The following is a 20,239-nucleotide window of genomic DNA, read 5'->3' on the forward strand; positions in this document are numbered from 1 at the left end:
ACGACGAGGCGATCATGTTCCCAGGCCTGCTGCCGTCTGCGCGCTTCGGCGCCGATCACGACGCCGATCACGATACGTTTCGCGAAACCGTGCGCCGTTTTGTCGACAAGGCCGTGCTGCCGCACATCGATGCATGGGAAGAGGCCGAGACGTTTCCGCGTGCGCTGTATCGCGAGGCGGCCGACCTGGGCTTGCTCGGCATCGGTTTCCCCGAGGAATACGGCGGCACGCCGGGCGACCTGTTCCTTGAACTGGCGATGATCGAAGAGCTGACGCGCGCGGCCAGCGGTGGCCTGCTCGCTTCGCTGTTCAGTCACACGATCGGCGCGCCGCCCATCGTTGCTGGCGGATCGGCCGAGCTGAAGGCGCGCGTGTTGCCGGCGATTCTGTCGGGCGAGAAGATCAGCGCGCTCGCCATCACCGAGCCCTCGGGCGGCTCGGACGTCGCCAACCTCACCACGCGCGCGGTGCGCGACGGCGATCACTACGTCGTCAATGGCAGCAAGATCTTCATCACCTCCGGCATGCGCGCCGATTACATCACCGTGGCCGTGCGTACCGGTGGGGCGGGGGCAGGTGGCATCTCCGTGCTGCTGGTGGAGGGCAATACGCCGGGCCTGACGCGCACGCCGCTCAAGAAGATGGGCTGGTGGTGCTCCGACACCGCGCAACTGCATTTCGATGATTGCCGCGTGCCGGTCGGCAACCTGCTCGGCGCAGAAAACCGCGGCTTCGAGCTGGTCATGCGCAACTTCAACCACGAACGCCTGGCGCTGGCGATGCAGGCCTACGGCCTGGCGCGCACGTGCCTGACCGAAGCCGTGGAATGGGCCGCCCAGCGCGAAACCTTCGGCAAGCGCCTCGTGCAGCATCAGGTGGCGCGTCAGAAACTGGTGGCGATGGCCACGCGCATCGAAGCCACGCGCGCCCTGCTTGAAGACCTGATGCGGCGCATGCAGGCCGGCGATGCACCGGTCGCGCAGCTGTGCATGCTGAAGAACTTCGCCACGCAGAGCCTGCAGTTCTGCGCCGACACGGCCGTGCAACTGCTCGGCGGCATGGGCTTCATGCGCGGCACGAAGTCGGAGCGCATCTATCGTGAAGTGAAGGTCTACATGATCGGCGGCGGCGCGGAGGAAGTCCTCAGCGACCTTGCCGCACGCCAGCTCGGCTGGGCCTAAGGGCCTGAGGACCCAACCCGCGCATTCAGCTTTCAGGGAGAGAACCATGTATCGCTCAGTCTTTCGACCGGGGCTGTTCCAGGGCCAAGTGGCCGTGGTGACGGGTGGCGGCAGCGGCATCGGCCGGTGCACCGCGCATGAGCTGGCATCGCTGGGCGCGGCCGTTGCGCTGGTGGGGCGCAATGCAGAGAAGCTCGCGGCGGTGCGCACGGAGATCGTCGAAGCCGGCGGCACCGCGCACGCCTACGTCTGCAACATCCGCGACGAGGCCGCCGTGCAAGCGACCGTCGCGCATATCCACGGCGAATACGGCCGCATCGACGCGCTGGTCAACAACGCGGGCGGGCAGTTTCCAGCACCGCTCAAGGACATTTCCGCCAAGGGCTGGGAAGCCGTCGTGCAGACGAACCTGACGGGCGGCTTCCTGATGGCGCGCGAATGCCTCAACCAGGCGATGCAGCAGCGCGGCGGCGCCATCGTCAACATCGTGGCCGACATGTGGGGCGGCATGCCGAACATGGGTCACTCCGGCGCCGCGCGGGCAGGCATGATGAACTTGACGGAGACGGCCGCGTTCGAGTGGGCGCAGTACGGCGTGCGCGTGAACGCGGTGGCTCCTGGCTACGTGGCGTCGTCGGGCATGGACGCGTATCCGCCGTGGATGGCCGAGACCATCCGCAGCATGCCGTCGACGGTGCCGCTCGGGCGCTTTGCCACCGAGGCGGAAGTGTCCTCGGCGATCGTGTATCTGCTCTCGGAAGCCGCGGCGTTCATCACCGGCACGACGCTGCGCGTGGACGGCGGCCGGCCGAACGTGCGGCCAGGCTCGCCGATGCCGGCACCGCGTCAGGGCGCCGAGCCGTTCGACGGTTTTCACCTGGCCGTGACGCCGCACGTGCTGCAAGGCGAGGAGGACCGCAATGCCGGTGCTTGAATCGCGCATCGTGCCGCAGAGCGACGCGTATCGGCAGAACCATGCCGCGCTGGCGGAGCGCGTCGGCCAGTTGCGCACGCTGGAGAACCGCACGCGCGACAAGTCCGAAGCCTCGCGCGCACGCTTCGAGCAACGCGGGCAACTGTTGCCGCGCGACCGGCTGGGCCGCCTGCTCGACGCCGGTGCGCCGTTTCTCGAGCTGTCGACGCTGGCGGGCTTTTGCCTCGATCACGCCGACCCGGCACGCTCCATTCCTGGCGGCGGCTTCATTGCGGGCATCGGCTGGGTGAGTGGCGTGCGCGCGATGATCATCGTCGACGACGCGGGCATCGACGCCGGGGCCGTCCAGCCGATGGGCATCGAGAAGTTCCAGCGCGCGCAGGCCATTGCGCTGGCGCAGAAGCTGCCGTTCATCCACCTCGTCGAATCGGCCGGCGCCAACCTGCTGACGTATCGCGTGGAGACCTTCATCCACGGCGGCAGCGGTTTCTATTGGCTCGCGCGGCTGTCGGCGGCGGGCATTCCGGTGATCAGCGTGGTGCATGGGTCGAGCACAGCGGGCGGCGCCTACATGCCGGGCCTGTCGGACTACGTGGTGATGGTGCGCGACCGGGCGCGCGCATTCCTCGCTGGGCCGCCGTTGCTGAAAGCCGCCACGGGCGAGATCGCCACCGAAGAGGAACTGGGCGGTGCGGAGATGCACGCCACCACCTCCGGCCTGGCCGAATACCTGGCCGAAGACGACGCCGATGCGCTGCGCATCGCGCGCGAAGTTGTTGCTGCGCTCGACTGGAACCGCGATGTGCCAGCGCCGGACAGGCCATACGCGCCGCCGCGATTTGATGCGGAAGAACTGCTTGGCATTGCGCTGACTGATCATCGCAAACCGCTCGACATGCGTGAGGTAATTGCACGCATTGCCGACGGGTCGGACTTCCTGGAGTTCAAGCCCGACTACGGCCCCGGCACCGTCACCGGGCACGCGGCCATCTGCGGCATGCGCGTGGGTGTCATCACGAACAACGGGCCGCTGGACCCGGCGGGCGCCACCAAGGTGGTGCACTTCATCCAGTCGTGCTGCCAGTCCGACACGCCGCTGCTGTATCTGCAAAACACCACCGGCTTCATCGTCGGCAAGGCGTCGGAGCAGGCCGGCATGATCAAGCATGGCTCGAAGATGATCCAGGCCATGGCCAACGCCACCGTGCCGCGCATCACCGTGCATTGCGGTGCGTCGTTCGGGGCGGGCAACTACGGCATGTCGGGGCGCGGCTTCTTTCCGGATTTCTGCTTCAGCTGGCCCAACGCCAAGACGGCCGTGATGGGCGCAGAGCAGGCGGCCGGCACGATGGCGACGGTGATGGCCGCGAGCATGCAACGCAAGACGCAGACCGTCGACCACGACGCCATCGAAGCGATGCGCGCCAAGGTGACCGACACGTTCGAGCGGCAGTCCGACGCGTTCACCATTTCGGGCCGGCTGCTGGACGACGGCGTGATCGACCCGCGCGATACGCGCAAGGTGCTCGCCTGCGTGCTGTCCGTCTGCGACGAAGCGCGCAGGCGAACGCTGCATCCGATCCAGTTTGGCGTTGCGCGCCCGTAGCGCCATCCCGAAATCCATACACGAAACAGCCCAGCACAACAGGGCAACGGAGCGAGACACCATGCACTTCACGCACGAACACCAGGAACTGCAGCGCAACCTGAAACGCTTCATCGACAGCGACATCAACCCATACGTGGATGAATGGGAAGCGGCCGAGATGTTTCCTGCCAAGCAGCTCTTCAAGAAGATGGGCGAGCTGGGTTTTCTCGGCATCGCCAAGCCGACCGAATTCGGCGGCCTGGGGCTCGACTATTCGTATGCGATGGCGATGGCCGAGACACTCGGGCACATCCACTGCGGCGGCGTGCCGATGGCGATTGGCGTGCAGACCGACATGGCGACGCCCGCGCTCGCACGCTTCGGTTCGGATGAACTGCGCGCACAGTTTCTGGCCCCCGCCATCAGCGGCGATGCGGTGGCTTGCGTGGGCGTATCGGAGCCGAGCGCCGGCTCCGACGTGGCGAGCATCAAGACCACCGCGCGCAAGGACGGCGACGACTACATCATCAACGGCAGCAAGATGTGGATCACCAACAGCCTGCAAGCGGACTGGATGTGCCTGCTGGCCAACACGTCCGATGACCCGGCCCACCGCAACAAGTCGCTCATCATCGTGCCGATGAACACGAAGGGCGTGTCGGTCGGCAAGAAGATCCGCAAGATCGGCATGAATTCATCAGACACGGGCCTCATCTACTTTGACGACGTGCGCGTGCCGCAGCGCTACCGCATCGGCGAGGAAGGCAAGGGCTTCACGTACCAGATGCTGCAGTTCCAGGAAGAGCGCCTGTGGGCCGCGGCCAGCAGCCTGGCGACGATGACGATGTGCATCGAGACCACCGCCGAGTACGCACGCGAGCGCAAGCTCTTCGGCGCCAGCCTGCTCGACAACCAGTGGGTGCACTTCAAGCTGGCCGAGCTGAAGACAGAGGTGGAAGCGTTGCGCGCGCTCACGTATCGCGCGTGCGACCTGTACATCAACGGGCAGGACGTGACGGAGCTGGCATCGATGGCCAAGCTCAAGGCCGGGCGCCTTGCGCGCATCGTGCCCGATGCCTGCCTGCAGTTCTGGGGCGGCATGGGCTTCACGTGGGACAACCCGGTCTCGCGCTATTACCGCGACGGGCGCCTGGGCTCCATTGGCGGCGGCGCGGACGAGGTGATGCTCGGCATCATCTGCAAATACATGAACACGCTGCCGGGCAAGAAGGGCTGAACGATGGCCGCTCCGCATGCCGCTTTCCGCTCGGTCCTCATCGCCAACCGGGGCGAGATCGCCTTGCGCATCATGCGCACGGCGCGCCGCCTTGGCATGCGTACCGTTGCCGTGTATTCCGACGCTGACCGCGATGCGCCGCATTGCCGCGCCGCCGATCTCGCGTTGCCGATTGGCGCGTCGCAGCCGCAGGCTTCGTACCTGAACATTGCGGCGTTGCTGGAGGCCGCGCGCAAGTCGGGCGCACAGGCGGTCCATCCAGGCTATGGCTTCCTGGCAGAGAGCGATGCCTTTGCCGGCGCATGCGCAGATGCCGGCCTCGTCTTCATCGGCCCACCCGCAGATGCGATCCGCGCAATGGGCAACAAGGCCGGCGCCAAGCGCCTTATGGAAGCCGCAGGCGTGCCGTGCGTGCCGGGCTATCAAGGCGAAGATCAATCCGCCGCGCGCATGGCGCAGGAAGCCTCACGGATTGGCTATCCGGTGATGATCAAGGCGGCCGCTGGCGGCGGTGGACGCGGCATGCGACGCGTGAATCGGGCAGAGGAGTTTGCGGCGGCGCTGCAGTCTGCGCGCTCGGAAGCGGAGAACGCGTTTGGCTCCGGCGAGTTGATCCTCGAAAAAGCCATCGTCGAGCCGCGCCACATCGAGATTCAGGTCTTTGCCGATACGCACGGCAATGTGGTCCACCTCGGGGAGCGCGATTGCTCGGTGCAGCGCCGGCATCAGAAGGTGATCGAAGAATCGCCGTCACCGGCCGTATCGCCCGAACTGCGCGCGCGCATGGGCGCAGTGTCGGTGGCGGCGGCACGCGCCATCGGCTATGTGGGTGCGGGCACGCTGGAATTCCTGCTCGCCCCCGACGGCGCGTTCTACTTCATGGAGATGAACACGCGCCTGCAGGTCGAGCATGCGGTGACTGAAGCGATCGTCGGCGTCGATCTGGTCGAGTGGCAGTTGCGCGTGGCGCTGGGCGAGCCGTTGCCGCTTGCGCAAGACGCCATCGATGCGCGCCGCGCGCAAGGCGGCCACGCCATCGAAGTGCGGCTCTGCGCAGAAGACCCGCAGCAGAACTTCCTGCCGCAGAGCGGCACCGTCGCCCGCTGGCGTGCGCCCGAAGAGGTCCGCACGGACCATGCGTTGGCCGACGGGCTTGTCGTCTCGCCGTACTACGACTCGATGCTCGCCAAGATCGTCGCGCACGGCACCGACCGCGCCGATGCCTGCCGGCGTCTCGCGCGCGCCCTGGACGATTGCCTGCTGCTTGGGCTGCCGACCAACCGTGCGTTTCTGCGCGACTGCGTGGCGCATCCGGCGTTTCTTGCCGGCGATGTGTCGACGGCGTTCATCGACCGCCATTTCCCGGCGGCGACGCGGCAGGCGGCCGTATCCGATGCAGCGGTCTGCCAGGCGGCTGCCGTGCTGCTCACCCACTTGCGTGAAGACACCGCACGCCGCTATCCCGCAGAACTGCATGGGTGGGCCAGCAGCCGCACCTACCCCACGCTGTGCCGCTTCACGCTCGACGGTGAAGCAATCGACATGCGTGTGCGGGCGCTCGGTGCGCAGCAATGGGAACTGGCCTGGGACGGCGGTGCCACGCAGGTGGCGCTTGTGTCAGAGGGCGAGGGTCGCATCACGCTGGCGCTGGGCGACACGTTCCACGCGGTGGATTACGCCGTCAGGGCCAGCGCTTGCCACTTCGTGCTGAATGGCATCGAGCACACCGCCATCGACACCACCTACGCCAAGGCCGAGCGCAGCGGCGCGCAAGCCGGCAGCGGCCGCATCAGCGCACCGATGAACGGCCGCGTGGTTGCCGTGCACGTGGCCGAAGGGGAGGCCGTTTGCGCCGGTCAGGTGCTGCTGGTGGTGGAGGCGATGAAGATGGAGCACAGCATTGCCGCGCCGCTCGCAGGCGAGGTGAGGGGGCTGTTCACCCAGGTCGGGGCACAGGTTGCGCCCGGTGGGTTGCTGATGGAGATAGCCGCGGCCTGACGCTCCATCGTTTCGTCATGCAGTTTGTGCAGTTCGTGCGGTCAATGCGGTCCATGCAGTCCACAGGAGACGTCCCATGTCCGAAGCCACGCCAGACACCACGCTTGAAGCCAACCTGCTGAACCGGGTGGCGCTGGGCGATACGTTGCATCGCAGTGCACGCAAGTTCAGCGCGAAGGTCGCGCTGGTGGACGGCCCGCGCCGCATGACGCATGGCGAACTCAATGCAAACAGCAATCGCTATGCGCACGCGCTGCTTGCAAGCGGCCTCAGGCCCGGCGACAAGGTCGCGATGGTGTGCGGGAACTCGGCGCCGTTCCTGGTGGCCGCATACGGCATTCTCAAGGCGGGGCTGGTGTGGGTGCCGATCAACGCGATGCTCGGGCCGGAGGATGTGCGCTACATCCTCGAACATGCCGAGGCGCGGCACGTGGTGATCGACGCGGCGCTGTACCCGGCGCTGCGCGACACGCTGGCGGCGCTCGGGCTGCCGGCGCACCAATGCTTCGGTGAACCCGCTGCTGACGGGCCGCAAACGGTGGAGCAAGCGGTGCAAGGCCACGCCGATACGCTGCCCGCCGTGGTCATCGACGACCGCGATCTCGCGCTCATCATGTACACCAGCGGCACGACCGGGCGGCCCAAGGGGGCCATGCATTCGCACCGTTCGGTGCATGCCGCGCTGATGTCCAACGTCGCCGGCCTGAACCTGAACGAGACCGACGTGTTCTCGTGCCTGCTGCCTATGTTCCACTGCGCGCAGTTTGCGACGGCTGCATCCGCGATGATGGTGGGCGCCACGCTCGTCATCCAGCGCGGCTTTGATCCGGCGGCGCTGCTCGACGCGATTGCAAACGAGCGCATCACGCAACTGTTTGGCCTGCCGCTCATGTACGCCGCGTTGCTGCACCATCCGCTACGTGCACAGCGGGATCTCTCCAGCCTGCGCCTGTGCCTCTATGCGATGGCGCCGATGGCCAAGCCGCTGCTCGAACGCCTGATTGCCGAGGTGTGCCCGAACTTTGCCCTGGGCTCCGGGCAGACCGAAATTTTCCCGATGACGATGTACTTCGCGCCCGACCAGCAACTGCAGCGCACCGGCAACTATTGGGGCCAGCCGTGCATGGTGAACGAAGCAGCGGTGATGGACGATCAAGGCAATCTGCTCGGCCCGAACCAGTTGGGCGAGATCGTGCACCGCGGCCCCAACGTCATGCTCGGCTACTACAAGGACCCGCAGGCCACGGCCAACGCGCGCCGCTTCGGCTGGCACCACACCGGCGACCTCGGCATGTGGGATGCCGACGGCCAGCTTCAGTTCAAGGACCGCATCAAGGACATGATCAAGACCGGCGGCGAGAACGTCCCTTCGGTCAAGGTGGAAGAAGTGTTGCTACGGCACCCGGCCGTGGCGAATGCCGCAGTGGTCGGCTTGCCGCACGCGCACTGGGTGGAAGCGGTGGCGGCGTTTGTCTGCCTCAAGCCCGATGCCCAGGCCGATGCCCCCGCGCTGCAGGCGCATTGTCGGGCGCATCTCGGCAGCTTTGAGGTGCCCAAGCACATCGCCGTGGTCGACAAGTTGCCCATGACGGCGACGGGCAAGATCCAGAAGCACGTGCTGCGCAGCGCCAACCAGACGCTGTTCGAGGGCGAGGCCCGCTAAGAGAGCTAAGCCGCCGGCTGAGGCGGCGTACGCAGGATGAACAGCACCGCCTGATCGGCCAGCGCATCGATGCTGATGCCCGCGCCAGCCTGGTACCACTGCGCCGTCCAGTTCAGCGCACCGAACATCAGCAGCCGATCGACGGGCGTCGGCTGGGCCCATTCGCCGGAGGCGCGCAGTCGATCGATCACGCGCGTCCAGATGTCTTCGTACCGATCCTTGAGCGCGATGATGCGTTCCTGTGCCTGAGCATCGAGCGAGCGCCATTCGTACAGCATCACCGGAATGAAATCCTGGTTCGGCGCGAGCAGCGTGTAGAGGTGTGCTCGCACGAGCTGCCGCATCGCCTCGCGCGGCGGCAGGTGGTCGATATCGATGGCTTCGATGTCGGCCAGCGCCACGGTCAGGCCGTGTTCGATCACGGCCTGCAGGATGTCCTGCTTGGTCTTGAAGTAGTAGAACCAGCTGCCTGCATGCACGCCCGTGGCGGCGGCAATGTCGCGCACCGTGGTGTTGCCGTAGCCCTTCTCGCGGAACAGCCTGGCCGATTGCTCGATCAGCGCGCGGCGCAAGCCCTCGTTGGCATCCTGTGCGGGGCGGCCGCGCTTGCGGCGCGGTGCTTCGGCTTCAGTGGCAGATTCGGGCGGGTTCGGTGTGGCGGGTGTCGGCATGCCCTGGGGGGAGAAGAGGCGTCGCTGCATTGTAGCGGGGCATCGCCACCGCGCGGCACGTCAATCGCGGTTCAGGATGCGGCCGTGTTCGGCGGTGGCGGCGCCCGCCTTGACCAGCGCCGCAATCGCGGCATCCAGCAATGTCTCCATCGATTGGCTCGCGAAGAAGCGCGCTTGCAAGCGCGGCATCAGCGTGGTCTGCGTGAACCACGCAAACAGCGCGTCGTGCGACAGCGCCTGCTGCTCCAGCAGCTTGAACTTCACCAACACGCGGATGGCGTGCAGCGCGTTGCGCTCGGGGTCTGCGCGCAGATAGGCCAGCCGCCCGAGCGAAGCGTCAATCGCCGCGTTGACGTCGGTGAACGGCCGGCCGTGTCCGGGAATCACCACGCGGGCGTCGAGTTGCGCGATGCGCTCAAGAATGGCTTGCTGTTCGGCAAAACCGCTCTCGCCTTCCAGCTCGGGAAAGATCACGCCAAAGCCGCGTTCCCACAGGGCGTCGGCCGAGATCAGCACGCGCGTGTCGGGGCTGAACAGAATGACCGCGTGTGGGTCGTGGCCGGGTGCGCTGATGACCTGCCAGTCGAAGCCGCCCAATCGCGCGGTCATGCCGTCGGCCAGGGCTGCGTCGGCATCGTTGTCGGGCAGCGTGAAGCGCGCGCATTCCTGACCGGTGGGGCCGTAGCTGAGGGCGTCGGTATCCCAGCGGCGCACGTCGTCGATCTGCGCGGCGGGCACGCGCGTGTGGCTGCCGTAGATGCCCTGCAGCGCTGCATTGCCGCCGCAGTGGTCGGAATGCAGATGCGTGTTCAGCAGACGGCGCAGCGGCTTGCCTTGCAGCGCGTGCTGCACCAGCGCGACAGTCTGCGGGGCGTGCGTGAGATAGCCGCTGTCGACCAGCGCGCAACCGCCGTGCGCTTCGTCATCCAAGAACAGGATGTTGTTGGACGACAGCCAGCCGCGCTCGAACACGCGCATCGAACTGGGCAAGGTGACGATGTCGTGTTCGGCCATGGTGATCAGCGGTCAGGCGCAGGGCGCGTCGTTGAGCCAGGCGCAGGCGCGCTCGGGCAAGGTTTTCCACACTGCCAGACGAGCCGCGTCGTTCATGGTCGACCACGCGGCAATTTCGTCGATCGTGCGCATGCAGCCGATGCACAGGCCCCGCGCGTCGTCCATCTTGCAGACGCTGATGCACGGCGACGACACCGGTTGCGCACGCTCCGCCTGCTGGCGGCTGTTGCGCAACTTGCCGAGCGACAGTTTCAGCTGCGCGCGGGTGCAGGCGTCCATGCTTGGGCGATCAGTCGCGCTGGGCGATGTCGGCCACGGGCGCGCCGGTCATCGCTTCGAGTTCGGCAGGCGTCAGGTTGAACACGGCATGCGGGTGGCCGGCGGCGGCCCACACGCTGTCGTATTGGAACAGGTCTTGGTCGAGCAGCATCACGGGCTTGACCGCATGGCCGACCGGGCACACGCCGCCGATGGCGTAACCGGTCTTCTCGCGCACGAACTTCGCATCGGCCTTGGCGAGCGCACCCACGTGCGCGGAAACCTTTGCCTCGTCGACACGATTGGTGCCGCTGGCGATCACCAGCACCGGCACGTCGTCTTCTGCGCGACGGAAGATGATCGACTTGGCGATCTCGGCCACGGAGCAGCCCAGACCGGCAGCCGCCTCGGCGGAGGTCTTGCCGGTGGCCGGCAGCATCACGATGGCTTTTTCGTAGCCGAGCGTGCGCAGGTGATCTGCCACGCGTTGGGCGGATTCAGGCAGGGGGGCGTTCGTATCGGTAGCGGTCATCGTCGTGTTTCTGGATGGGATTTCAGATGCAGGCCTGGGCGATCTGGTCCTGCAGCTTGAGCAGCAGCGCGCGGCCCGCACGCGAGGCAGTCGGGCGGCCGATGGCCTGCGAGATGAAGTCACCCGCAAGCACGACCTTGTCGAGGTCGATGCCGGTGCGGATGCCCAGGCCGTGCAGCAGGTACAGCACATCTTCGGTGGCGACGTTGCCGGTCGCGCCCTTGGCATACGGGCAGCCGCCCAGCCCTGCTACCGAGGCGTGGAAGATTGCGATGCCGACTTCCAGGCTGGCGAGGATGTTGGCCAGCGCCTGGCCGTACGTGTCGTGGAAATGGCCCGAGAGGCGGTCGATCGGGAACGTCGCCGCCGCGGCTTCCATCACGGTTTTCACCTGCCCGGCCGTGCCCACGCCGATGGTGTCGGCAATGTCGATCTCGTCGCAGCCCAGATCGGCCATGCGCTTGATGACATCCACCACGGACGACACCGGCACCTCGCCCTGATACGGGCAGCCGAGCGAACACGAGATCGACCCGCGCACGCGAATGCCTGCATCCTTGGCGGCCTTGGCCACCGGCACAAAGCGCTCGATCGACTCCGCAATCGAGCAGTTGATGTTCTTCTGTGCAAAGGCCTCGCTGGCGGCGCTGAAGATCACGATCTCATCCGCGCCCGCTGCGGCCGCGCCCTCGAAGCCCTTCATGTTGGGCGTGAGCACGGAGTACAGCGTGCCCGGCCGGCGCTGGATGCGTGCCATCACGTCGGCGCCATCGGCCATCGCCGGCACCCATTTGGGCGACACGAACGAGGCGGCTTCCACGTTGACGAAGCCGGCGTCGGACAGCCGGTTCACCAGCTCGACCTTGGTGTCCGTCGAGACCGGCGACTTCTCGTTCTGCAGACCATCGCGCGGGCCGACCTCGACCACCTTCACAAAATTCGGCATGCTCATCCTCAGTACCCTCGTTGCAGATCGACGATGCCGGCAATCGGCTCGCCCGCTTCCAGCGCGCGGATCTTGCGCGCGATCTGGGCAATGCTGACCTCGCGCAGCGTCAGCGCCGAAATGTGCGGCGTGATGTGGATGCGCGGTTCGGTCCAGAACGGGTGGTCGGCCGGCAGCGGCTCGGTGCGGAACACGTCGAGCGCGGCCCCGGCCACATGCCCGCTGCGCACGGCGGCGAGCAGGTCGTCTTCCACCACATGCTTGCCGCGCGCCACGTTGACGACGAACGCGCCCGGCGCGAGTTGAGCCAGCAGCTTCGCGTCGATCACGTTTTCGGTGTCGGCCGTCAGCGGCAGCACGTTCACCAGCACCCGCGTGCCGGCGAGAAAACCCGGCAGGGCATCGCTGCCCGCGCGGCAATCGACGCCATCGACGTGCTTGGCAGAGCGGCTCCAGCCGCGCACCGGAAAGCCGAAGCCTGCCAGCGTCTTGGCGATGTGCGTGCCCAGCACGCCCAGGCCGAGCACGCCGACGACGAATTCGTCGCGGTTGAATGGCTTGAGGAAGCGCCACATCTTCGCTTGCTGCTGACGCTCGTATTCGTCGAGCCGGCGGAAGAAGCGCAGCACGGCGTGCGTGACGTACTCGCCCATCTGCGCGGCCATGCCGGCGTCGTCCAGCCGGACGATCGGCAGGCCTTCTGGAATCGCATCGGGCGATTGCGCGCGCAGGCCCAGGATCGCATCGACGCCCGCACCGAGGTTGAACACCGCGCGCAGGTCGCGGCGATCGCGCAGCATGTCGGCGGGCGGTTGCCACACCACGGCGTAGTCGGCATCCTGCGCCGCACCTTGCTCCCACACCGACAGCCGCGCCTCGGGCAGGGCCTGCGCAAAACCATCGAGCCAGGGTTGGGGCTTGCCGTCGGGCGTGTAGATCTGGATGTGCATGTGGGGCGACTTCTGTGCGGGTGATTGACGTATACGTCAAGCAGTGTAGCAGGGGCCGCCAACGCGTGTGGCAGCCCCGCTTGGGCCTCATCCGGGCGTCATACAGCCGTTATTCGGCCGGCTTGAACGCCAGCAGTTGCACACCTTCCGTCACCTGATCACCCACGCCATACAGCACGGATTCGACGACGCCGTCGGCCGGTGCGGTGAGCGTGTGCTCCATCTTCATGGCTTCCATGACGACCAGCGGCGCGCCCTTCGTGACGGTCTGCCCGGGCGCGGCCAGCACGGCGATGACCTTGCCGGGCATCGGCGCCGTGAGCTTGCCGCCTTCGTCGTCGGCTTCGCCGGCATGGGCGAGCGGGTCGTGACGCTCGAGCGTCCAATGCGTGCCGCCGGTGAACACGTGGAAGGCATCGCCATCGGCGTGCACCTGGCCGGTCGCCTTGTGCGTGCCGAGCGTGACGGTGAAGGTCTCGGCATGGCGCTGCGAGGTGAAGGGTGCTTCGCTGCCGCCAGCTTTCAGCCGCGAGCCGTCGCGGCCGTAGACGAGCGTCGCGTCGATGGACTGATCGCCATGCGTGAAACGCAGCGTGCGCTCAGCAGCACCGTTCAGCCGCCAGCCGCTGCCGCGTGCCCACGGCGAATGCGGGTCGCGCGTGTCGGTGCGCAGGCTGCGCGCCTCGCGGGCGAGCAACGCTGCCACGGCCAGCGCGATGGCGTCTTGCGGCACGTCCGGTGCGGCGGGGAACAGCGTGTCGTGATTGCGCGCGATCAGGCCGGTATCCAGATCGGCGGTTGCAAACGGCTTCGATGCAACAAGCCGGCGCAGGAACGCCACGTTGGACGACAGCCCCACCAGGTGGAAGCTGCCCAGCGCCTGCAGCATGCGCGCGAGCGCTTCTTCACGGTCACGGCCCCAGACGATCAGCTTGGCGATCATCGGGTCGTAGTACGGGCTGATGGCGTCGCCCTCGCGCACACCCGCGTCGATGCGGACAGCGGCGGGTTCGCCATTGGCTTGCGCGCCGACGGTGAACTCAACCGCTGCCGGCGTGCGCAGCACCTTCAGCGTGCCGATGGAGGGCAGGAAATCGCGGTCGGGGTTTTCAGCGTAGATGCGGGCTTCGAGCGCGTGGCCGTGGATGTGCAGTTCGTCCTGCGTGCGCGGCAGCGGCTCGCCGGCGGCCACGCGCAATTGCCATTCGACAAGGTCTTCGCCCGTGATCATTTCGGTGACCGGGTGCTCGACCTGCAGGCGCGTGTTCATCTCCATGAAGTAGAACGTGCCGTCTTCGTCGACGATGAACTCGACCGTGCCGGCGCCCACGTAGCCCACGGCGCGCGCGGCAGCCACGGCGGCTTCGCCCATCGCGCGGCGACGCTCCAGCGTCATGCCGGGGGCGGGGGCTTCTTCCAGCACCTTCTGGTGGCGGCGCTGCACGGAGCAATCGCGCTCGAACAGGTAGACGGCATTACCGAGGCTGTCGGCGAAGACCTGGATTTCAATGTGGCGCGGGCGCGTGAGGTACTTCTCGATCAGCACGCGGTCATCGCCAAAGCTGGACGACGCCTCACGCTTGACCGACGCTAGCGAGGCTTCAAACGCGTCGCCCGATTCCACCACGCGCATGCCCTTGCCGCCGCCGCCCGCGCTCGCCTTGATGAGCACCGGATAGCCGATGCGATCGGCCTGCGTGCGCAGGAAGGCGGCGTCCTGGTTGTCGCCGTGGTAGCCGGGGACGAGCGGCACGCCCGCCGTTTCCATCAGCGCCTTGGCTGCGCTCTTGCTGCCCATCGCTTCGATGGCCGAGGCCGGCGGGCCGACGAAGATGATGCCGGCGTCTGCGCAGGCCTTTGCGAAGGCTTCGTTTTCCGAGAGGAAGCCGTAGCCGGGATGGACGGCTTGCGCGCCCGTGGCGCGTGCGGCTTCGAGGATGCGGTCGGCGCGGAGGTAGCTGTCGCGGGCGGCGGGCTCACCGATGTGGATCGCTTCGTCGCACGCCGCGACGTGGCGGGCGTTGGCGTCGGCATCGGAGTAGACCGCGACCGTGCGGATGCCGAGCTTGCGGCAGGTGGCGGCGACCCGGCAGGCGATTTCGCCTCGGTTGGCGATGAGGAGCTTGGTGATCATGGTGTTGTTACGTCTCCTGGTTTTGGTTTTGCACTTGTGGTGCATTCCTTGTTTCATCCCCTGCCGGGGCGGGCGGTATTGGTCCATCCCTGTTTCGTACCCTGCCGGGCACGACCTACTTTTCTTTGTCTTGCCAAAGAAAAGTAGGCAAAAGAAAGGCGCGCCCGAGATGGCGACACCCTCCTTGAATTTGTGTAACCGGGCGGGGAAGGAGGCAAACTCGCTGCGCTCAGACAGCCTCCTTCCTTTTTCCGCCCGCTTACACAAATTCAAGGCGCCATCTAGGGCAGGGTACGGCCACACAATCTGTGTGCTGTCCTAGGTGGCTCTTGTTTGTTGCTGTGTTGCTCGTTGCTTCGCGTTGCGCTGCCGATCCCTACAGCAGATGTGATCGACGGTTTGGCCGTTGACTTTGTTGCCCTAGATGGCGCCTTGAATTTCTGTTGCAGAGAGGAAAAAGAGAGGAGGCTGTCTGAGCGAAGCGAGTTTGCCTCCTCTCCCTCTCTGCGACATAAATTCAAGGAATCCTTCGCCATCTCGGGCGCGCCTTTCTTTGCTTACTTTCTTTGGCAAGGCAAAGAAAGTGAGTCGGCCCCGGCAGGGGACGAAAGGGGAGCAGACCACCCACAAAAAACCAAGACCCCCCCACAACAAAGCATCAGTCCGCAGGCGTAATGTCGATATGGCAATGCGACGAATGCGAGTGCGAAGCATCAGCGCTTTGATGCAGATGATCCTGCACCTCCACCCGCATCCCCAACCGCGCCAGCAGCTTCCGATCCGCATCGGCCTCCGGGTTATCCGTCGTCAGCAGCTTCTCGCCATAGAAGATCGAGTTGGCGCCCGCCATGAAGCACAGCGCCTGCAGCGCATCGTCCATCGCCTCGCGGCCAGCGGAGAGTCGCACCATCGCCTTGGGCATCGTGATGCGCGCCACCGCAATCGTGCGCACGAAATCAAACGGATCCAGTTCTTCGTTGCCCGCCAGCGGCGTGCCTTCCACCTTCACCAGGTTGTTGATCGGCACCGAGTCCGGATACGGCTCCATGTTCGCCAGCTCGGCGATCAGGCCCGCGCGCTCGTGCACCGATTCCCCCAATCCGACGATGCCGCCGCAGCACACGTTGATGCCCGCTTCACGCACGTGTTCGAGCGTGTCGAGCCGGTCCTGATACGTGCGCGTCGTGATGATCTCGCCGTAGAACTCGGGCGCGGTGTCGAGGTTGTGGTTGTAGTAGTCCAGGCCCGCTTCCTTCAACTGCGCGGCCTGTTCCTGCTTGAGCATGCCGAGCGTCACGCAGGTCTCCAGCCCCATCGCCTTCACGCCGCGCACCATGTCGGCCACGGCGTCGAGCTGATGCGGCTTCGGGTTGCGCCACGCGGCGCCCATGCAGAAGCGGCTTGCGCCGTTTTGCTTGGCGCGCGATGCGGCTTCCAGCACCGCGTCGATCGGCATCAGTTTTTCGGCTTCGACACCGGTGTCGTAGCGCGCCGATTGCGGGCAGTACGAGCAATCTTCAGGGCAGCCGCCGGTCTTGATGGACAGCAGCGTCGACAGCTGAACCGCATTCGCATCAAAGTTGGCGCGGTGCACCTGCTGCGCCTGGAACAGCAGGTCGTTGAACGGCAGCGCGAACAGCGCTTCGATGGCTTCGCGGCTCCAGCGGGCGTTGGGATTCTGCCCGGGCGTGGGCGGCACCTTGGCGGCGTTCGGCACGAAGTTCAGTGGAGTGGATTGCATGAGGACTTCCTTCAAGTGATGCGTGGTTTCGTTGTTATGCGGGTCAGGCCGGCAGCAGCCAGTTCGGCTTGCGCTTGCCCAGGAAACTTTGCACGCCTTCGCGGCCTTCTTCCGAGGCGCGGATGGCGGCGATCCGCTCGGCGGTATCCGCCAGCAAGGCGTCGTTGACAGCGGCGCCAGAGACTTCACGCACGAGGCGCTTGCTCTCGCGCACGGCGTTCGGGCTGTTGGCGACGAGCGCGGCGGTAATGTCGCCCACTTTGGCGTCGAGCGCGTCTGCGCTCACCAGCTCATGCACGAGGCCCAGGCGATGGGCCTCTGCGGCGGAGAAACGCTCGGCGGTGATGAAGTAGCGGCGCGATGCCTGCTCGCCCAGCGCGCGGATCACGTATGGGCTGATGGTGGCCGGGATCAAGCCAAGCTTCGCTTCCGACAGGCAGAAGTTGGCCGTGTCGACAGCGACGACGATGTCGCATGCGGCGACCAGGCCGACGCCGCCGGCATACGTGTCGCCCTGCACGCGCGCGATCACGGGCTTGGGGCAGGTGTAGATGGCGCGCAGCATTTCGGCCAGGCGCAGGGCGTCGGCGCGGTTCTCGTCATCGGAGTAGCCGGCCATCTTCTTCATCCAGTTGAGGTCGGCGCCCGCGCAGAAGGCGGGCCCGTTGCCGGACAGGACGATGGCGCGCACGCTGGGCTCATCGGCCAGCGCGCGGAACGCACCGGTCAGCTCGGCGATGACGGTCTCGTTGAAGGCGTTGCGCACGTCAGGCCGATTCAGCGTGAGCGTGGCGACGGCGCCGTTCTGTGCGAAGGCGAGCGTTTCGAAGGTGTTCATTGCGTGTCCTTGTTGGGGCCGTCTTGTGTGCTCGCGTTGGCGGGCACGGAGCCGGCAGGCAGACCGAGTTCGCGCAGGAAGGCGTCTACCTTGGGCAGCCAGATGCTCAGTCCCGCGCGGCTTGAAAACATGCCGTGTGAATCGCTCTGGAAATTGCCGTAATCGACGAACTGCGCCTTGCCGCCTGCGCGGGTGTATGCCGCAAACATCTTCTCGGGCAGCGGCTTGGGCCAGTAGCTGTCGTTGTCCCCGTAGAACCAGAGCGACGGATAGCGCGACTGGCGTCCGTAGTTCTCGAAGGCGCGCACGAGATTGTCTTCCCATGACACGCAGGTGTCGTTGCGCAGGCCGCCGGCAAAGTTCACCAAGCCACGCACGCCGGGGTAGCCGATGGTGCCGAAGGCCATCGTGGTCAGGCCCCCGTGCGACTGCCCCATGATGACGATGCGGTCGCGGTCCACATACGCCTGCTTCGTCATGTAGTCGAGCGTGGCGACCACGTCTTCGGTCTGCACGAGGCCGTTACCCTCGACATTGCAGCCGCCGCCGATGTACGCACCGCCCGACTTGGAGAAGCCCTGGCGCATCGGGATGACCACCACGTAGCCCCGTGCGACCAGCGCCGCGGCCTGCGCGGTGTATCGTGCGCGGCTCTGGAACGCCGGATTGCCGTGCGCCTTCCCATGATTGAGCACGATGAGCGGGAAGGGCCCGTCGCCGGCCGGTTTGTAGACCGTCGTCTCCAGCTTGACGGTGAAGATGCCCGCGGACTTGGGCACCTCCACGATGGTCTCGCTGATGCCCGGCGGCGTCGTGTCGCTTGCATGCGCGGCGGCAAGCAGCAGCGTGCAACCAACGGCTGCCAAGGCGCTGCGCCACGTTCGCGCGGTGTTGCTGTTCACTGCAGATCCCTGTTCGATGGGCGGCCCGCTTACATGCGGAACACGCCGAAGTTCATGTCGCCGATCGGCGCGTTCAGGCTGGCCGACAGCCCCAGGCCCAGCACGCTGCGCGTGTCGGCGGGGTCGATCACGCCGTCGTCCCACAGGCGTGCGCTGGCGTAGTACGGATGGCCCTGGCGCTCGTATTGGTCGCGGATCGGCGCCTTGAAGGCGGCTTCTTCATCCGCGCTCCACTGGCCGCCCTTGGCCTCGATGCCGTCGCGGCGCACGGTGGCGAGCACGCTGGCCGCCTGCTCCCCGCCCATCACCGAGATGCGCGCGTTCGGCCACATCCACAGGAAGCGCGGCGAATACGCGCGGCCGCACATGCCGTAGTTGCCTGCCCCAAACGAGCCGCCGATGATGACCGTGAACTTCGGCACCTGCGCCGTCGCCACCGCCGTCACCATCTTCGCGCCGTTCTTGGCGATGCCTTCGTTCTCATACTTGCGGCCGACCATGAAGCCGGTGATGTTCTGCAGGAACACCAGCGGGATCTTGCGCTGGCAGCACAGCTCGATGAAGTGCGCGCCCTTGAGCGCCGCCTCCGAAAACAGGATGCCGTTGTTGGCGATGATGCCGACCGGGTAACCCCAGATGCGCGCAAAGCCGCAGACCAGCGTCGTGCCGTAGCGCGCCTTGAATTCGTCAAAGGCGGAATCGTCGACGATGCGGGCAATGACTTCGCGCACGTCGAACGGTTTGCGCGTGTCGGTCGGGATCACGCCGTAGAGTTCTTCGGCCGCGTAGCGCGGTTCGACCGGCGCATGAATCTGCACCTGCTCGGGCTTGCGGCGGTTCAGGTGGGCGACGATGCTGCGGGCTTGCGCCAGCGCGTGCGAATCGTTGTTGGCGAAGTAATCCGCCACGCCGGAGAGGCGCGTGTGCACATCGGCGCCACCCAGGTCTTCAGCGCTCACCACTTCGCCGGTCGCGGCCTTCACGAGCGGAGGGCCTGCCAGGAAGATCGTGCCCTGTTCCTTGACGATGATCGACTCGTCGCTCATGGCCGGCACATAGGCGCCGCCCGCCGTGCACGAACCCATCACGACCGCAATCTGCGGAATGCCCTTCGACGACAGGTTGGCCTGGTTGTAGAAGATGCGGCCGAAGTGGTCGCGGTCGGGAAACACGTCGTCCTGGTTCGGCAGGTTGGCGCCGCCCGAATCGACCAGGTAGACGCAGGGCAAGTGGTTCTGCTCGGCAATCTCCTGCGCGCGCAGGTGCTTCTTCACCGTCATCGGGTAATACGTGCCGCCCTTGACCGTGGCGTCGTTGCAGACGATCACGCATTCCTGCCCCGAGATGCGGCCGATGCCGGTGATGATGCCGGCGCCCGGTGCGGCGTCGTCGTACATGCCGTACGCCGCCAGCTGCGAGAACTCCAGGAACGGCGTGCCGGGGTCGAGCAGTTGCTGCACGCGGTCGCGCGGCAGCAGTTTGCCGCGGGCGAGGTGCTTGGCGCGGGCGTCGTCACCGCCGCCCTGGGCGATGCGCGCCACCTTGTCGCGCAGGTCGGCGACGAGCGCGCGCATGGCATCGGCGTTGGCCTTGAAGTCTTCAGCGCGGGGGTTCAGCTTGGTCTCTAGCGTCGGCATGGCAGCAGTGCGGGA

Annotated in this window: 17 protein-coding genes; 6 read left to right on the forward strand and 11 right to left on the reverse strand. The window is 66.4% G+C overall.

The genetic code is table 11. The annotated features are described in order from the left end of the window. The first annotated feature begins 14 nt into the window (after window positions 1-14). From R2676_RS12875 to R2676_RS12900, 6 genes are all read left to right on the forward strand, one after another. A complete protein-coding gene (locus R2676_RS12875) occupies window positions 15-1,181 on the forward strand; it encodes an acyl-CoA dehydrogenase family protein (RefSeq protein WP_206273257.1) in 1,167 nt (388 codons plus the stop codon). Window positions 1,182-1,227: 46 nt separating this feature from the next. Beyond that, window positions 1,228-2,115 carry an SDR family oxidoreductase gene (locus R2676_RS12880; RefSeq protein WP_206273258.1) on the forward strand — a complete coding sequence of 296 codons (888 nt, stop codon included), beginning with the start codon at window positions 1,228-1,230 and terminating at the stop codon, window positions 2,113-2,115. Then, window positions 2,102-3,721 carry an acyl-CoA carboxylase subunit beta gene (locus tag R2676_RS12885; protein WP_206273259.1) on the forward strand — a complete coding sequence of 540 codons (1,620 nt, stop codon included), beginning with the start codon at window positions 2,102-2,104 and terminating at the stop codon, window positions 3,719-3,721. Before R2676_RS12880 ends, R2676_RS12885 begins: the two co-directional genes overlap by 14 nt. A gap of 61 nt (window positions 3,722-3,782) precedes the next feature. After that, window positions 3,783-4,940 carry an acyl-CoA dehydrogenase family protein gene (locus R2676_RS12890; protein WP_065860218.1) on the forward strand — a complete coding sequence of 386 codons (1,158 nt, stop codon included), beginning with the start codon at window positions 3,783-3,785 and terminating at the stop codon, window positions 4,938-4,940. 3 nt (window positions 4,941-4,943) lie between these two features. After that, complete coding sequence (locus tag R2676_RS12895) at window positions 4,944-6,938, forward strand: acetyl/propionyl/methylcrotonyl-CoA carboxylase subunit alpha (protein ID WP_206273260.1); 1,995 nt, start codon at window positions 4,944-4,946, stop codon at window positions 6,936-6,938. A gap of 76 nt (window positions 6,939-7,014) precedes the next feature. Beyond that, window positions 7,015-8,601, forward strand: a complete 1,587-nt coding sequence (locus R2676_RS12900) for an AMP-binding protein (RefSeq protein ID WP_316857282.1) — start codon at window positions 7,015-7,017, stop codon at window positions 8,599-8,601. A 5-nt stretch (window positions 8,602-8,606) separates the two neighbouring features. Here R2676_RS12900 and R2676_RS12905 read toward each other — a convergent pair whose 3' ends face one another. The 11 genes from R2676_RS12905 to R2676_RS12955 all read right to left on the reverse strand — a co-directional run bounded on the left by R2676_RS12905 (window position 8,607) and on the right by R2676_RS12955 (window position 20,224). Further along, on the reverse strand, window positions 8,607-9,272 hold the full coding sequence (locus R2676_RS12905) for a TetR/AcrR family transcriptional regulator (RefSeq protein WP_206273323.1): 666 nt from the start codon (window positions 9,270-9,272) through the stop codon (window positions 8,607-8,609). Between the two features lie 60 nt (window positions 9,273-9,332). Continuing rightward, the gene (locus R2676_RS12910) at window positions 9,333-10,286 is read right to left on the reverse strand and encodes an MBL fold metallo-hydrolase (protein WP_206273262.1); all 954 of its coding nucleotides are present in this window, start codon (window positions 10,284-10,286) and stop codon (window positions 9,333-9,335) included. A gap of 12 nt (window positions 10,287-10,298) precedes the next feature. Next, window positions 10,299-10,565: a DUF1289 domain-containing protein gene (locus tag R2676_RS12915; protein WP_027678444.1), complete on the reverse strand. Its 267-nt coding sequence runs from the start codon at window positions 10,563-10,565 to the stop codon at window positions 10,299-10,301. A 10-nt stretch (window positions 10,566-10,575) separates the two neighbouring features. Next, window positions 10,576-11,076: a YbaK/EbsC family protein gene (locus R2676_RS12920; RefSeq protein WP_027678443.1), complete on the reverse strand. Its 501-nt coding sequence runs from the start codon at window positions 11,074-11,076 to the stop codon at window positions 10,576-10,578. Window positions 11,077-11,098: 22 nt separating this feature from the next. After that, window positions 11,099-12,028 (reverse strand): hydroxymethylglutaryl-CoA lyase, encoded by a 930-nt coding sequence (locus R2676_RS12925; RefSeq protein WP_147217433.1) that lies wholly within the window; start codon window positions 12,026-12,028, stop codon window positions 11,099-11,101. Between the two features lie 2 nt (window positions 12,029-12,030). Then, window positions 12,031-12,972, reverse strand: coding sequence for a 2-hydroxyacid dehydrogenase (locus tag R2676_RS12930; RefSeq protein ID WP_147217435.1), 942 nt, complete (start codon window positions 12,970-12,972; stop codon window positions 12,031-12,033). A gap of 109 nt (window positions 12,973-13,081) precedes the next feature. Continuing rightward, window positions 13,082-15,106 carry an acetyl/propionyl/methylcrotonyl-CoA carboxylase subunit alpha gene (locus tag R2676_RS12935; RefSeq protein WP_206273263.1) on the reverse strand — a complete coding sequence of 675 codons (2,025 nt, stop codon included), beginning with the start codon at window positions 15,104-15,106 and terminating at the stop codon, window positions 13,082-13,084. A gap of 658 nt (window positions 15,107-15,764) precedes the next feature. Then, entirely contained in the window at window positions 15,765-16,847 is a 1,083-nt protein-coding gene (bioB, locus tag R2676_RS12940; protein ID WP_206273264.1) for a biotin synthase BioB, read from the reverse strand. Window positions 16,848-16,890: 43 nt separating this feature from the next. Then, entirely contained in the window at window positions 16,891-17,685 is a 795-nt protein-coding gene (locus tag R2676_RS12945; protein WP_027678438.1) for an enoyl-CoA hydratase/isomerase family protein, read from the reverse strand. Continuing rightward, complete coding sequence (locus R2676_RS12950; protein WP_206273265.1) at window positions 17,682-18,587, reverse strand: dienelactone hydrolase family protein; 906 nt, start codon at window positions 18,585-18,587, stop codon at window positions 17,682-17,684. Before R2676_RS12950 ends, R2676_RS12945 begins: the two co-directional genes overlap by 4 nt. 29 nt (window positions 18,588-18,616) lie before the next feature. After that, window positions 18,617-20,224, reverse strand: coding sequence for a carboxyl transferase domain-containing protein (locus tag R2676_RS12955; RefSeq protein ID WP_012760956.1), 1,608 nt, complete (start codon window positions 20,222-20,224; stop codon window positions 18,617-18,619). Window positions 20,225-20,239: the final 15 nt, after the last annotated feature.

Source organism: Ralstonia flatus, assembly GCF_958439105.1.
Classification (GTDB): Bacteria; Pseudomonadota; Gammaproteobacteria; order Burkholderiales; family Burkholderiaceae; genus Ralstonia; species Ralstonia flatus.

What these genes read in the sequence shown, in the direction of transcription:
- R2676_RS12900 (WP_316857282.1), top strand. Translation starts at nt 7,015, where the DNA reads ATGTCCGAAGCCACGCCAGACACCACGCTTGAAGCCAACCTGCTGAAC.
- R2676_RS12930 (WP_147217435.1), bottom strand. Translation starts at nt 12,972, where the DNA reads ATGCACATCCAGATCTACACGCCCGACGGCAAGCCCCAACCCTGGCTC.
- R2676_RS12915 (WP_027678444.1), bottom strand. Translation starts at nt 10,565, where the DNA reads ATGGACGCCTGCACCCGCGCGCAGCTGAAACTGTCGCTCGGCAAGTTG.
- R2676_RS12895 (WP_206273260.1), top strand. Translation starts at nt 4,944, where the DNA reads ATGGCCGCTCCGCATGCCGCTTTCCGCTCGGTCCTCATCGCCAACCGG.
- R2676_RS12935 (WP_206273263.1), bottom strand. Translation starts at nt 15,106, where the DNA reads ATGATCACCAAGCTCCTCATCGCCAACCGAGGCGAAATCGCCTGCCGG.
- R2676_RS12905 (WP_206273323.1), bottom strand. Translation starts at nt 9,272, where the DNA reads ATGCCGACACCCGCCACACCGAACCCGCCCGAATCTGCCACTGAAGCC.
- R2676_RS12955 (WP_012760956.1), bottom strand. Translation starts at nt 20,224, where the DNA reads ATGCCGACGCTAGAGACCAAGCTGAACCCCCGCGCTGAAGACTTCAAG.
- R2676_RS12880 (WP_206273258.1), top strand. Translation starts at nt 1,228, where the DNA reads ATGTATCGCTCAGTCTTTCGACCGGGGCTGTTCCAGGGCCAAGTGGCC.
- R2676_RS12890 (WP_065860218.1), top strand. Translation starts at nt 3,783, where the DNA reads ATGCACTTCACGCACGAACACCAGGAACTGCAGCGCAACCTGAAACGC.
- R2676_RS12945 (WP_027678438.1), bottom strand. Translation starts at nt 17,685, where the DNA reads ATGAACACCTTCGAAACGCTCGCCTTCGCACAGAACGGCGCCGTCGCC.
- R2676_RS12910 (WP_206273262.1), bottom strand. Translation starts at nt 10,286, where the DNA reads ATGGCCGAACACGACATCGTCACCTTGCCCAGTTCGATGCGCGTGTTC.
- bioB (WP_206273264.1), bottom strand. Translation starts at nt 16,847, where the DNA reads ATGCAATCCACTCCACTGAACTTCGTGCCGAACGCCGCCAAGGTGCCG.
- R2676_RS12885 (WP_206273259.1), top strand. Translation starts at nt 2,102, where the DNA reads ATGCCGGTGCTTGAATCGCGCATCGTGCCGCAGAGCGACGCGTATCGG.
- R2676_RS12925 (WP_147217433.1), bottom strand. Translation starts at nt 12,028, where the DNA reads ATGAGCATGCCGAATTTTGTGAAGGTGGTCGAGGTCGGCCCGCGCGAT.
- R2676_RS12875 (WP_206273257.1), top strand. Translation starts at nt 15, where the DNA reads ATGTTCCCAGGCCTGCTGCCGTCTGCGCGCTTCGGCGCCGATCACGAC.
- R2676_RS12920 (WP_027678443.1), bottom strand. Translation starts at nt 11,076, where the DNA reads ATGACCGCTACCGATACGAACGCCCCCCTGCCTGAATCCGCCCAACGC.